The following is a 13,184-nucleotide window of genomic DNA, read 5'->3' as shown; positions in this document are numbered from 1 at the left end:
GCGCGGCTGTTTCGTGACGGGCTGTCGCACACGCCTGCGAACGCGCACTGGCGCGATCGATTATCTCGAAATAACGCCTGACAAAAGGGTTGACGCTTCGCACAGCGAGCCATTACCATCGCCCCCGTCTAGTTACATGGAGTGTTCTGTGAACACCGATGCGAGTTGTAGTTGGTGCATCACCAACTTGACTGCTGCCTGAGGAAAACGCGCAGAGCCTCGTCTTCTGCCGCATCCCGGGAAGCAGGATGCGGCGCCCTTCCGGCCTGACTATCGGCCAGATCTCCCGCCCGAATTTTCGATGTTGTCGAATGCACGCGACGCGCCGTCGTGCGCGTGCGTTCGCGTTGCGCGCGGCGCCGGCCGCGTGCGCCCGCCGTTCGCGTGCCGTCCGGCCGCGCGCCTCGTTGCGCGCGCCGCTGCCGATCGCCCGTGCCGACTATCCGCAACCGACAGGAGTGCAGATGAACTCAGACGACAGTAGTCGATTACCGCTCGCCGGTGCAACGCTGCACATCGACACGCCGTCCGCATGCTGCGCGCCGGCGAGCGTTCCCGCCTTTACCGACCCACAGCCGATCGCGCCTGACGCGACGCGGCGGGGAGCGCTCGTGCGTCGATAACGTCACGGCCGCTCCCCGCCCGCCGCCTCGTGCGCAAGGAGCGACTCATGACGACACGACACAACACCTCGCACAAGAAACAGCGCGGCTTCATCAAGGCCGGCGCAGGCCAGCAGAACGACCCGCGCATCATGCGCGCCGCGCAGGAAGCGGCCCGCCCGCTCGAAGACACGCTGAAGTCGCTGCGCACCAGCACACGCGGCCTGACCTACGACCAGGCCGCCGACCGCCTGCAACGCTACGGCCCGAACGAAATCGCGCACGACAAACCGCCGCACTGGACCCGCCAGTTGCTGCTCTCGTTCCACAACCCGTTCGTCTACGTGCTGCTGGTGCTGGCCGCCATCAGCTTCTGCACCGACGTCTACTTTGCGGCGCCCGACGATCGCGATTACGTCGGCATGACCATCCTGCTGACGATGGTCACGATCAGCGCGCTGCTGCGCTTCGTGCAGGAATTCCGTTCGCTGCGCGCGGCCGAGAAGCTCAAGGCGATGGTCCGCACGACGGCGACCGTGCAGCGCGCGGTGACCGACACGTCGGAGCCGGCGCGCCGCGAGGTGCCGATGCGCGAAGTGATGGTCGGCGACATCGTGCATCTTTCCGCCGGCGACATGATCCCCGCCGACGTGCGGCTGCTCGCGTCGCGCGACCTGTTCATCAGCCAGGCCGTGCTGACCGGCGAGGCGCTGCCCGTCGAGAAGTACGACACGCTCGGCGCGGTGGCCGGCAAATCCGCGAGCACGCAAGCGGCCGGCGCGGCGAACGACGCACCGGCATCGCTGCTCGATCTCGAGAACGTCTGCTTCATGGGCACCAACGTCGTCAGCGGCACGGCGACGGCCGTCGTCGTCGCGACCGGCGAAGATACGTACTTCGGCTCGCTCGCGCGCAACGTCGTGAGCCACAAGCGCATCGAGACGAGCTTCGACCGCGGCGTCGCGAGCGTGAGCTGGCTGCTGATCAAGTTCATGTTCGTGATGGTGCCGATCGTGTTCATGATCAACGGCCTGACCAAGGGCGACTGGCTGAGCGCCCTCACGTTCGCGCTCGCGGTGGCCGTCGGCCTCACGCCCGAGATGCTGCCGATGATCGTCAGCGCGAACCTCGCGCGCGGCGCGGTCGCGATGGCGCGCCGCAAGGTCGTCGTCAAGCGGCTAAACTCGGTGCAGAACTTCGGCGCGATGGACGTGCTGTGCACCGACAAGACCGGCACGCTCACGCAGGACAAGATCATCCTCGAACACCACCTCGACCTGTCCGGCCACAAGAACGAGGACATCCTGCGGCTCGGCTGGCTGAACAGCTTCCACCAGAGCGGCCAGAAGAACCTGATCGACATCGCGGTCGTCGCGCGCGCCGACGAGATCGGCGAACGCGTGAAGCCGCAGGACTACAAGAAGATCGACGAACTGCCGTTCGACTTCGTGCGGCGCCGCCTGTCGGTCGTCGTCGAGGATACGCACGGCACGCACCTGCTGATCTGCAAGGGCGCGGTCGAGGAAATGCTGGCGGTGTCCACGCACGTGCAGGATGAAGACGGCGTGCGCCCGCTCGACTTCGTCGCCCGCAAGCGGCTGCTCGAACAGGCCACCGCGTACAACGAGGACGGCTTCCGCGTGCTCGTGCTCGCGACGCGCACGATCCCGCGCGGCGACGAACGCGCGCAATACCGCACCGCCGACGAGCGCGACCTCGTCGTGCGCGGCTTCCTGACCTTCCTCGATCCGCCGAAGGAATCGGCCGCGCCGGCGCTCGCCGCGCTGCGCGAGAACGGCGTCGCGGTGAAGGTGCTGACGGGCGACAACCCGACCGTCACGATGAAGGTGTGCCGCCAGGTCGGCCTCGAGCCGGCCAAGCCGATGCTCGGCACCGAGATCGAAGCGCTCGACGATGCAACACTCGCGCAGGCGGTCGAACGCACGACCGTGTTCGCGAAGCTCACGCCGCTGCAGAAGGCGCGCATCGTCAAGGCACTGCAGGCGAACGGCCACACGGTCGGCTTCCTCGGCGACGGCATCAACGACGCGCCCGCGCTGCGCGACGCGGACGTCGGCATCTCGGTCGACAGCGGCGCCGATATCGCAAAGGAAACCGCCGACATCATCCTGCTCGAAAAGAGCCTGATGGTGCTGGAGGAAGGCGTGATCAAGGGCCGCGAGACGTTCGGCAACATCCTGAAGTACCTGAACATGACCGCCAGCTCGAACTTCGGCAACGTGTTCTCGGTGCTCGTCGCCAGCGCGTTCCTGCCGTGGGAGCCGATGCTCGCGACGCAGCTGCTCGTGCTGAACCTGATCTACGACACGTCGCAGATGCTGCTGCCGTGGGACAAGATGGATCCCGAGTTCCTGAAGAAGCCGCGCAAGTGGGAAGCCGGCAACATCGGCCGCTTCATGCTGTGGGTCGGGCCGACGTCGTCGGTATTCGACATCACGACGTACATCCTGATGTGGACCGTGTTCGGGGCGGGCGCGCTGTATCACCTGAACGGCGGCGCGAGCGGCCAGATCGTGATGAATTCGGGCTGGTTCATCGAGAGCCTCGTATCGCAGACGCTCGTCGTGCACCTGCTGCGCACGCAGAAGATCCCGTTCCTGCAGAGCACCGCGTCGCTGCCGGTGCTGCTGTCGACCGTCACCGCGATCGCGATCGGCTGCTGGCTGCCGTTCTCGCCGTTCGCGGACGCGATCGGCTTCATGCACCTGCCGGGCACCTACTGGCTCTGGCTCGCCGCGACGATGGTCGGCTACATCGTGCTCGCGCAAATCGTCAAGACGATCTACGTGCGTCGCTACAAGCAGTGGTTCTGATGTCGCGCCGATGACGACGTGCCGGCCCGCGTTCGCGAGCGACGAACGGGCCGGCGCGACGTCCGCGTCGAGCCATCCGTATGCCTCGGGCCGTATCAGCGGCCCGTTTTTCAATCATTGCGCATCGTTCGCGCCGAACAATTGCGCGCACACCGCGCGCCCTTCGTCGGTCAGCGCAGCGCTGCCGGTACCGTCCTCGTTCAGCGTCGTCGCGCTCAGGCCGGCGGCGTCGAGCTGCGTCAGCACGCGCCGCAGCGTGCTCATCGGCAGTTGCGCACGCTTTGCGATCTTCGGCAGCGACCACGCCTTGCCGGCCGGATCGCTCGCGGCTTCGTTCAGCGTCGCGAGCGTGGCGACGAGTGCGGGATCGAGCGGGGATTCGTCGGATTCAGAAGTCATCGGTTCGGGTTCGTCGGCCGGCGTCGGGCCGGCATGCATGGAGACAACCATCGCGAGCACTATACGCCGCGTCACGCGCCCTTGAGCGCGGCGCGCATGAACGACACGAAACGCGTGGTGACGGGATCGTCGCGCTCGGCCCGCCACGCGAGTCCCACGCGCCACTTCGCGTCCCGGCCGTCGAGCGGCAGCACCGTCGCGTCGCGCAGCAGGTACTGCGCGCTCGACGGAATGAATGCGACGCCGACGCCGGCCGCGACCGACGTCAGCACCGACTGCACGTCCTCCGCCTGCTGCATCACGTGCGGCACGAAGCGGCGCTCGACGCACCACCGGTCGATCTGCGCGGCCAGTCCCGGGCCGCGCGCACGCTGCAGCGCGATGAAGCCGATCTCGTTGAGCACGTCGAGGTTGGCCGGCACGCGCTTGAAACCGAGATGCGGCGGCACCGCGAGCGCGAGCGCTTCGTCGGTCACCTTGAACGACGACAAGCCTTCGTCGGCGGGCAGGCGCAGGAACCCGGCGTCGAGCTTGCCGGCGTGCAGCCGGCGCGTCTGTTCGGACGACGACAGGTCGCTCAGCGTCACCGCGATACCCGGATTGCGACGGCGGAATTCGGCGATCAGTTTCGGCACGAGCGTGAGCACGGACAGGCAGATGCCGAGCCGCAAGTGCCCGCGCTGACCGCTCGTCGCTTCCCGCGCACGCGCCAGGATTTCGTCGGCATCTCGCACAAGCGCCTGCGCGTCGGGCAGGAAGCGTTCGCCGAACGGCGTCAGTTCCGCGCCATGCCGGCCGCGCTCGAACAGCTTGCCGCCGAGGCTCGCCTCCAGCGCGCCGATCTGCTTGCTGAGCGCGGGCTGGCTCATGTGCAGCGCGTCGGCCGCACGGCTGAAATGGCACAGCTCGGTCACCGTCAGGAACGTGCGTAGCAGTTTCAGTTCCATTCTTTAATGGAATCATAACGATCGAAAGATTCATTTTACCGATCGAATGCAATGGCGTTCAATACGGACATGCCCTTCCCGGAACTTACTTTCATGTCCGTCGATCCAGCGGCCGACTGCGTGGCCGAGCCGTCATCCGATGTCGCGGATGCAAGCGAATGCGCTGCTGCCGCCGCTGCGCGCGCACCGAAGCGTCGTGCTGAACGCACGGACGGGCGCAGCCGCCGCTTTCGCTTCGGCGATGCGCTGGAAGACGCGCCGCCGCGCGCGGTGACCGGTTCGATCGCGATCAGTTTCGCGGTCGTGTCGCGGCGGAACCGGCCGCGCTGAACCGCGCATCTGCCCGCCTTTCACGCGACGCGCACCGCTTGCCCGGCAGCGCAAAAAAGACCGAAATCATCCCGTATCACGCGTCATTGCGCGTCATCCAATCGTCATCGTCCCGCGATCGACCGTATAATTTCCCGCACCCGCTGACCGCCCATGCATTCCGCGCAGCCGCATCGCGCGTGAAAAGGAGACTTTCGCTTGACCGGCCTCATCGCGCGCCTGCCTCGCGCCCGGACCACCCTGATCCTCGCCCTGTCGTTCCTGCTGCTCGCATTCGCCGCGCATGCGTCCGCGCAACGCGTGCAGCCGCATCGCGCCGCCCATGCGCAGCCGCATGCCCATACGAAGGCCGTCAAGAAGACACCCCATCGCAAGAAAAAGGCGGTCAAGCGTCGTCGCTCGCGCGTGACGCATCAAGCAGCCCAACGCCACGCGGCACCCGCATCGCAGCAGCGGCGCGCGAAACGCACGACCGCCGTGCGACCGCCCGCGCCCGCGAAACCGAAATTGCTCGCCAGTTGCGGCTATACGCCGCGCGCGGTCGCGTCGCTGCATTCGCGCGCGGCTTACGTGCTCGACGTCGATTCCGGCACCCCGCTGCTCGCGCGCAACGCGCGCACCGTACGGCCGATCGCATCGATTTCGAAACTGATGACGGCCGTCGTCGCGCGCGACGCCGATCGTCCGCTGAACGGCGTGCTGCGCGTGACCGCGCGCGACCGCGACACGATCAAGTTCACCGGCTCGCGCCTGCAGGTCGGCTCGGAACTGTCGCGCCGCGACATGTTCCATATCGCGTTGATGTCGTCGGAGAACCGCGCAGCCGCCGCGCTGAGCCGCGACTATCCAGGCGGGCGCGCGGCGTTCGTGAAGGCGATGAACCGCGAAGCGCGCCGGCTCGGCATGCGGCGTACGCACTTCCGCGAGCCGACCGGCCTGTCGCCGCACAACGTGTCGACGGCGGAAGATCTCGCACGGCTCGTCGGCGCGGCCGCGCAGGATCCGCTGATCCGCTATTTCTCGACCGACCTGTCGACCACCGTGCGCCCCGGCGACGGCGAACTCGTGTACGTGAATTCCGACCCGCTCGTGCGCTACCGCCGCCTGCCGATCCGGCTGCAGAAAACCGGCTTCATCAACGAATCGGGGCACGGCGTCGTGATGCGCATGCGCGTGAAAGGCCGCCGCGAAACGGTCGTGCTGCTCGGCGCGCCGACGCGTGCCGGCGTGTCGAGCGACGCAATCAAAATCCATCGCTGGCTGTCCTGCTCGATCCAGTAAACACACACGGGCAGCCGGCGCGTTCACGCTAACGGAGCGACGCGATGCAGCACGAATACCGCTTCAACGCCTTCGGCCGGCTGCTCGCCGTCGTGCGCACGGACGGCCGCTGGGCCGTGTTCGATCTCGGCGCCGAAGGCAAGCGGCGCCCGGCCAATCTGCAGATTCCATCGGCGCTCACCGCCGACGAACTCGGCCAGTACCTCGGCGATCTGCTGCACGAAAACGCAACCCCGCGATACAGCGAAGTCGTACCGGTCGCGCATCGACGCACGTAATCGCGCATCGGACAGTAACGCCGGCCAGCGATCAATTCGACAGTTAAACTTGCAAGTCTAACTGTCGTGCTCTATGATTCGTCGCATGAACCCGCCACGCAAATCCGGCGTTTCAGCCGAAACCGTCGCCGCCGACCTGACCCTCGCGGTCGGCCAGCTCATCCGCCGGCTGCGCTCCGAGATTGACTCCGAAGGGCTCGGCATGTCGCAGACGAGCGCGCTCGCGCGACTCGAACGGCACGGGCCGATGACGACCGCCGATCTCGCGCGCGCCGAGGCGATGAAGCCGCAGTCGATGAAGGCGATTCTCGCGAGCCTCGAGGAAGACGCGCTCGTCGAGCGCGAACCGCATCCGACCGACGGCCGCCAGATCCTGTTCAAACTCACCGCCGCCGGCCTCCACGCACGACGCAAGCGCAACGCCGCGAAACACAAGTGGCTCGGCGCCGCGATCGAGAAGCTCGACCCGCACGACATCGACACGCTTGCCGCGGCCATCCCGCTGATCCGCCGCATCGGCGACCAATAAACGCGGCCCGTGCGCCACGCAGCATTCGCGCACGGCTTTCCTCGCCCTTTCCCCGGAGCCCATCATGAGCGCAACCCGTCTCGACACGAACACGGCGCTGGTCGTCATCGACCTGCAGAAAGGCATCGTCGCCCTCCCCACCGCGCACCCGGTCGCACCGGTGATCGCCCACGCCCGCGAACTGCTCGACGCCTTCCGCGGTCGAGGGCTGCCGGTCGTGCTGGTCAACGTCGCGGGCGGCGCACCGGGCCGCACCGAGCAACCGCCGCGCACGGCGCAGCTTCCCGCCGACTGGACCGAACTCGTGCCCGAACTGAACCGCCAGCCAAGCGACCACGTCGTGACGAAGCGGACCTGGGGCGCGTTCACCGGCACCGGTCTCGACGCGCATCTGAAGGCAGCCGGCGTCACGCAGATCGTGCTGACCGGCGTCGCGACGAGCATCGGCGTCGAATCGACCGCGCGGCAGGCGCACGAACTCGGCTACAACGTGACGCTCGCCGTCGACGCGATGACCGACCTCAACGCGGACGCACACGCGAACAGCGTCGAGCGGCTGTTCCCGCGCCTCGGCGAGACGGGCACGACGCAGGACATCGTCGCGCTGCTCGACCGGCGCGGCGCGTGAGCGAGCCACGCAGACAGCCAACGCCGGGCCACGCGGCCGGCCGGCTCGATCCGTCGATCTGGAAAGTCAGCGCGGTCGCGACGCTCGGCTCGCTGCTGTCACAGCTCGATGCGACGATCGTCAACGTGTCGCTGTCGAGTCTCGCGACCGACCTGCATGCGAGCCTGTCGACGATCCAGTGGGTGACGAGCGGCTACCTGCTCGCGCTGACGCTGGTGCTGCCGCTGAGCGGCTGGCTCGTCGATCGCATCGGCGCGAAGGCGCTGTACCTGTGGTGCTTCTCGGCGTTCACGCTGACGTCGGCGCTGTGCGGGCTCGCATGGTCCGCGCCGTCGCTGATCGCGTTCCGCGTATTGCAAGGCGTCAGCGGCGGCTTGCTCGCGCCGATGGCGCAGATGATGATCGCGCGCGTCGCCGGCCAGCAGATGGCGCGCGTGATCGGCTACGCGGCGGTGCCGGTGCTGCTCGCGCCGATCCTCGGGCCGGTCGTCGCCGGCGCGATCCTGCAGCACACGTCATGGCGCTGGCTGTTTCTGGTGAACCTGCCCGTCGGCGCGCTCGCGCTCGCACTGGCCGCGCGGTTCCTGCCGGGCGACCGCGACGACGCGCCGCGGCGCGAACTCGACTGGATCGGCCTCGCGTTACTGTCGCCGGGCCTCGTGCTGTTCCTGTACGGCGTCGAGCGGATCGGCTCGATGCCCGGCATCGCGGCGGTCGCAGGTTCGGCGCTATTGCTCGTCGCGTTCCTGCGCTTCGAGCGCCGCCAGGGCGAGCGTGCGCTGATCGATCTCGCGCTGTTTCGCTCGCGCGTGTTCGGCGCCGCAGCCGGCACGCAGTTCCTGTCGAATGGCGCGCTGTATGCCGGCCAGATGCTGATTCCCGTGTTCCTGATCCAGGCGTGCGGGCGCTCGCCGGGCGAAATGGGCTGGCTGCTCGCGCCGCTCGGGCTCGGCATGCTCGTCACCTATCCGTCGATGGGCGCGCTGACGAGCCGGTTCGGCGTACGCCGGCTGGCCGCCGCCGGCGCGCTGCTCGCACTCGCCGCGACACTGCCGTTCGCGTTCGTCGCGCTGACCGGCTACGATCCGCTCGTGCTCGTCCCGGCGCTGTTTCTGCGCGGCATGGGCCAGAGCGCGATCGGCGCGCCGTCGATCGCCGCCGCGTATGCGTCGGTCGAGCGCCGCGACCTGCCGATGGCGACCACGTCGCTCAATATCGTGCAGCGGCTCGGCGGCCCGACGTTCACGACGCTCTGCACGCTGTTTCTCGCGTGGCGGCTGCACGCCGAAGCGACGTCGGCCGGCGGCACGCAGGCCGTCGCGTATGCGTGGGCGTTCGGCCTGCTGTGTGCGCTGCATGCGGCGAGCTTCGTGACGACGCTGCGGCTGCCGTTGCGATCGGCCGGTGCAGGCGGCGACCAACGGGCCGGCAACGCGCCGGCCGGTTCGCGCTGAACGGGCGCCGCGCCGCACCGCGTGCGCGGTTTCCTGTTACGGCAACCACATCGGCACGATCGACGCCACGAGCAACAGGCCGAGCCCCGCATTCAGGCAACGCCACTGCCGCTCCGTGCGCAACACGCGGGCGAACAGCAGCCCGGCGAAACACCACAGCGACAACGACGCCATCGCGGCCACGCCGAACGCCACCCCAAGCAGCACACCGAGCCGCGCCGGCCCCGACGCGAGCGCCGCGAACGACGCGGCCGCGCCGAGCGTCATCGCCCAGCCTTTCGGGTTGTGCCACAGCATCCACACGCCGCTGACGAACCCTTGCGGCCGGTGCACGTCGACATCGAGCCGCGGCTTGCCGCCACGTCCGATGCGCAACGCCAGCCACATCAGGTACGCCGAACCGACCGCCTTCATCGCGAGCTGCAACGCGGGCAGCGCGAGCAGCACACTGCCGAGCCCGGCGGCGGCCGCCGCCGCCATCGACGCGAGGCCCGCCGCGATGCCCGACATCAGCGGCAGCGAACGCCGATAGCCGAAATGGGCGCCCGAGGCGGTCGCGAGCGTCGTCGCGCCACCCGGCGTCGCAGTGGAGACGATCACGAACAGCACCAGCGGCAGATAGTCGTGAAGCGGCACGAGGGCTCCCGGTTGTCGTCACTGAGGCCCCGTTTTTACCTGCGATTGCGCCATTACGACAGCGAAAGATTTTTATGCCTTCCATTAGCATTCATAATGCGAAGCATGGCTCGCAATCTCGATCTCGCGCTGCTGCGCGCATTCGTCTCCGTCGCCGATCATCGCAGCATGACGGCGGCCGGCCACGCGCTGCACCTCACTCAAGGCGCGATCAGCCAGCAGGTCGCGCGGCTCGAAATGCTGTCGGGCCCGCTGTTCGTCCGCGAGCATCGCAACCTGCTGCTGACGGCGGCCGGCGAGCGGCTGCTCGAACAGGCGCGCCGGCTGCTCGCCGTTCACGATGCGCTGCTCGCCGACCTGAGCGCCGGTGCGGTGGAAGGCCCGGTGCGTCTCGGCGCACCGCAGGATCTGGTCGGCACCTGTCTCGCGCCGATCCTGAAAAGCTATGCGCACGCACATCCGCACGTCGCGCTCACGCTCGTGTGCGCGGCATCGCCGGAGTTGCGGCGCGGGCTCAAGCAGGGTGATCTCGACGTCGCGCTGATCGAGGCACCGGTCGGATCGTCGCGCGGCGAATGCATCGCCGTCGACCGGCTGGTGTGGGTCGGCGCGAAAGGCGGCACCGCGCACCGGCACTCGCCGCTGCCGGTATCGATGGTCGCGCAGACCTGCGCGTTCCGCCCGACGGTGCTCGACGCACTACGCGGCAGCGATCGCGCGTGGCGCACCGTGTTCGAGAACGGCAGCTTCGATGCCACGGCCGCGACCGTGCGCGCCGATCTGGCCGTAACCGTGTGGCTCGCGTCCACCGTGCCGGCCGACCTCGAGATCCTGCCGGCCGGCAGCGGCCTGCCCGCGCTGCCGAATTTCTCGATCAACCTGCATGTGCCGCGCGGCCAGCACACGGCGGCCGCGGCGGAACTGGCCCGTTGCCTGCGCAACGGTTTCGCACGCCTGCGCGCGGTCGCGTAGCGCTGCTGAGCAAGAGCGTGTTCACGCTAATAACGCACGTTCCCGTGTTTGGAAAAAATCGTTCGTGGGGCTGGCCCGTTATCGGCGTGTACAGGCCCTACACCGTGCCCGGCTCCTGCGGTGCGGGCGTCGCGCCCGCCGCCTCCAGCGCCTGATGCAGCGTGGCGAAGATGCACGACGCGCCGACCGCCTCGGTGATCCCGTGACGATCCATGTCCGCGCGCAGATAGCGGTTCACGCGCCCGAACAGCACGCCGATCCCACGCACATGCAGCGCCCTGACGAGATCGACCAAGGTCCGTGCGGCCGAATAGTCGACGTCGGTGATCGCGCCCGCATCGACGACGAACCAGCGCGGCGGCACCGGCGCCGCATCGACGAGTTCGATTACTTCGGCAGCGAACAGATGATCGTTCGCGAAGAACAGGTCGGCGCCGAACCGGTAGACGATCAGCCCGGGCGCCGTCATCGCGCCGCGCCGGGCGGGCACCGGCTGCCACCGTCCGTTGCCGGCGACGGGTTCGAGCACCATCGTGTGCGGCTGGTAGCTGTGGCGCACGTGCCGCATCAGCGACAGCGCGACGGCCAGCAGGATGCCCTGCTCGACGCCGACCGTCACGACGGCGGCGGCCGTGACCAGCGCGAGCATGAATTCCCCGGGGCTCTCCCGACGGATCGCGGCGAGACTGCGCACGTTGATCAGCCCGAGCGCGATCGTGAACACGATGCCGGCCAGCACCGCATGCGGCAGATACTGCAGATACGGGCTGAAGAACAGCAGCACGATAGCGACGACCGCAGCGAACGCGAGATGCCCGATCTGGCTGCGCACGCCCGCGCCGTCGGCCATCGCCGTCTGCGTCGGGCTGCCGTTGACGACGAACGCGCCGCCGAGCGCCGCCGCCGCGTTCGCGGCCGCGAGGCCGAGGATGTCGGCATTGGTGTCGACGTCCTCGCCGTACTGCTGCGCGAACACCCGCGCGGCGGCCGCGCTCTGCGCGATGATCATCACGAAGCACGAAGCGGCGACCGGCACGAGATCGAGGAACTGCTGCCACGTGACGGACGGCCAGCGCAGCGGCGGCAGCCCGCCCGCCACGGGCCCGAGCACCGCGACGCCGTGCGCGGCGAAACCGAACGTTGCGCTCGCGGCGATGCTGCCCGCGACCGCGATCATCGGCATCGGCACGCGCGGCAGGAACCGCTTGCACGCGAGAATTGCGACGACGACGAGCGCCGCGAGCGCGAGCGTCGGCCGGTGCGCGTCAACCAGGTGCAAGACGACGTAGTCGAGTTGCGCGAGGCTGCGCGACGCCGGGTACGGCACGGCCACGCCGAGCATGTCGCCGAGCATCGCGATCGACACCTGCACGCCGACGCCAGCGAGGAAACCGACCAGCACCGTGCGCGACAGGAAATCGGCGAGGAAACCCAGCTTGAAGATGCGCGCGAGCAGCAGCATCGCGGCGGTCAGCAACGCGACCATGCCGGCGAGCGCCGCATAGTCGGCGCTGCCGGCCGGCGCCATCGACGACAGCCGGCTCGCGAAAATCGTCGCGGTCGCGGAATCGGCGGCGACCACGAGATGGCGCGACGCGCCGAAGCATGCGAACGCAACGAGCGGCAGGAACACCGTGTAGAGCCCCGTGACGGCCGGCATGCCGGCGATGCGTGCGTAGCCGAGCACCTGCGGGATGTCCATCGACGCGAGCGACATGCCCGCGAAGATGTCGCGGATGGCACCCGCGCGACGGATCGGAAGGAGGCCTTTCAGCAGCCGCACGCGCGACGGACGGCTTTCATTGGAATCTTGCATGCGTGAAATGCGTGAAGTCGAAATGACGGGCCACGAACGGGTGCGCAACGGTGTCGCGTGTCGCTCACCGTTGCCGGAGGAGCCGCACGCCAACGCGCGCGGCACACCGACGACGCCTGCGACGTCCGCATGATTGCATGGATCGCCGACCGCGCGCATCGAAACGCGACGGCCTGCCGTCATGGCTTCGGGCCGATCGCGTTCCTGTAGACGCCGCATCCGGCAACCGGCTCGCACGCCGGCTTGCGGTGATGCGGGTTCACCGGCGGCCTTCACCTCGATGCAGAGGATACCTTCACAAAGGTGAGCCGATTCGGGAGCCGATCGACCTGCGTTCACGGCACGCATTCCGCTCGAACTGCCCTGCTTCACCGATACGACGACGTGAGTCGACTACGAGGCCATCCAGGCCGACCTGTTCGACCACCTGATCGCAGTGCTGCCGGCGTTCCCGCTGCGCATGTACCCGCATCCGCCG

12 protein-coding genes and 1 pseudogene are annotated in these 13,184 nt (G+C 68.4%); 9 read left to right on the top strand and 4 right to left on the bottom strand.

Annotated features, from left to right (window positions below):
* Positions 1–670 precede the first annotated feature (670 nt).
* Positions 671–3,436 carry a magnesium-translocating P-type ATPase gene (gene mgtA, locus J8I35_RS07850; RefSeq protein WP_209924925.1) on the top strand — a complete coding sequence of 922 codons (2,766 nt, stop codon included), beginning with the start codon at positions 671–673 and terminating at the stop codon, positions 3,434–3,436.
* Between the two features lie 114 nt (positions 3,437–3,550).
* Here mgtA and J8I35_RS07845 read toward each other — a convergent pair whose 3' ends face one another.
* Both J8I35_RS07845 and J8I35_RS07840 read right to left on the bottom strand, forming a co-directional pair.
* Positions 3,551–3,835: a transcriptional regulator gene (locus tag J8I35_RS07845; RefSeq protein WP_089489757.1), complete on the bottom strand. Its 285-nt coding sequence runs from the start codon at positions 3,833–3,835 to the stop codon at positions 3,551–3,553.
* Positions 3,836–3,906: 71 nt separating this feature from the next.
* Positions 3,907–4,782, bottom strand: coding sequence for a LysR family transcriptional regulator (locus J8I35_RS07840; protein ID WP_069617970.1), 876 nt, complete (start codon positions 4,780–4,782; stop codon positions 3,907–3,909).
* Positions 4,783–4,833: 51 nt separating this feature from the next.
* Here J8I35_RS07840 and J8I35_RS07835 point away from each other — a divergent pair, with 51 nt between their 5' ends.
* From J8I35_RS07835 to J8I35_RS07810, 6 genes are all read left to right on the top strand, one after another.
* Positions 4,834–5,112 carry a hypothetical protein gene (locus tag J8I35_RS07835; RefSeq protein ID WP_209924924.1) on the top strand — a complete coding sequence of 93 codons (279 nt, stop codon included), beginning with the start codon at positions 4,834–4,836 and terminating at the stop codon, positions 5,110–5,112.
* A gap of 198 nt (positions 5,113–5,310) precedes the next feature.
* Positions 5,311–6,393, top strand: a complete 1,083-nt coding sequence (locus J8I35_RS07830; RefSeq protein WP_124592857.1) for a serine hydrolase — start codon at positions 5,311–5,313, stop codon at positions 6,391–6,393.
* A gap of 44 nt (positions 6,394–6,437) precedes the next feature.
* On the top strand, positions 6,438–6,671 hold the full coding sequence (locus J8I35_RS07825; protein WP_050012804.1) for a hypothetical protein: 234 nt from the start codon (positions 6,438–6,440) through the stop codon (positions 6,669–6,671).
* 73 nt (positions 6,672–6,744) lie between these two features.
* Positions 6,745–7,200: a MarR family transcriptional regulator gene (locus J8I35_RS07820; protein ID WP_089489440.1), complete on the top strand. Its 456-nt coding sequence runs from the start codon at positions 6,745–6,747 to the stop codon at positions 7,198–7,200.
* 64 nt (positions 7,201–7,264) lie between these two features.
* Complete coding sequence (locus J8I35_RS07815; RefSeq protein WP_124592858.1) at positions 7,265–7,828, top strand: isochorismatase family protein; 564 nt, start codon at positions 7,265–7,267, stop codon at positions 7,826–7,828.
* Entirely contained in the window at positions 7,825–9,282 is a 1,458-nt protein-coding gene (locus tag J8I35_RS07810) for a DHA2 family efflux MFS transporter permease subunit (protein WP_209924923.1), read from the top strand. Before J8I35_RS07815 ends, J8I35_RS07810 begins: the two co-directional genes overlap by 4 nt.
* Before the next feature lie 36 nt (positions 9,283–9,318).
* Here the strand turns inward: J8I35_RS07810 and J8I35_RS07805 are convergent, their stop codons facing one another.
* Positions 9,319–9,918 (bottom strand): LysE family transporter, encoded by a 600-nt coding sequence (locus tag J8I35_RS07805; protein ID WP_050012808.1) that lies wholly within the window; start codon positions 9,916–9,918, stop codon positions 9,319–9,321.
* Between the two features lie 96 nt (positions 9,919–10,014).
* Here J8I35_RS07805 and J8I35_RS07800 point away from each other — a divergent pair, with 96 nt between their 5' ends.
* Positions 10,015–10,890: a LysR substrate-binding domain-containing protein gene (locus J8I35_RS07800; RefSeq protein ID WP_089489441.1), complete on the top strand. Its 876-nt coding sequence runs from the start codon at positions 10,015–10,017 to the stop codon at positions 10,888–10,890.
* Between the two features lie 97 nt (positions 10,891–10,987).
* Here J8I35_RS07800 and J8I35_RS07795 read toward each other — a convergent pair whose 3' ends face one another.
* A complete protein-coding gene (locus J8I35_RS07795; RefSeq protein ID WP_209924922.1) occupies positions 10,988–12,706 on the bottom strand; it encodes a SulP family inorganic anion transporter in 1,719 nt (572 codons plus the stop codon).
* Positions 12,707–13,052: 346 nt separating this feature from the next.
* On the opposite strand from J8I35_RS07795, the pseudogene J8I35_RS34570 reads away from it, so the two are divergent.
* Positions 13,053–13,181, top strand: a pseudogene (locus J8I35_RS34570) (mechanosensitive ion channel family protein); the annotation flags it as partial.
* Between the last annotated feature and the right edge of the window lie 3 nt (positions 13,182–13,184).

Source organism: Burkholderia sp. CpTa8-5, assembly GCF_017815045.1.
In the GTDB taxonomy this organism is placed as follows: Bacteria; Pseudomonadota; Gammaproteobacteria; order Burkholderiales; family Burkholderiaceae; genus Burkholderia; species Burkholderia sola.
The sequence above is the reverse complement of the archived record's forward strand: the minus strand, read 5'-3'. Positions and strand labels throughout refer to the sequence as shown.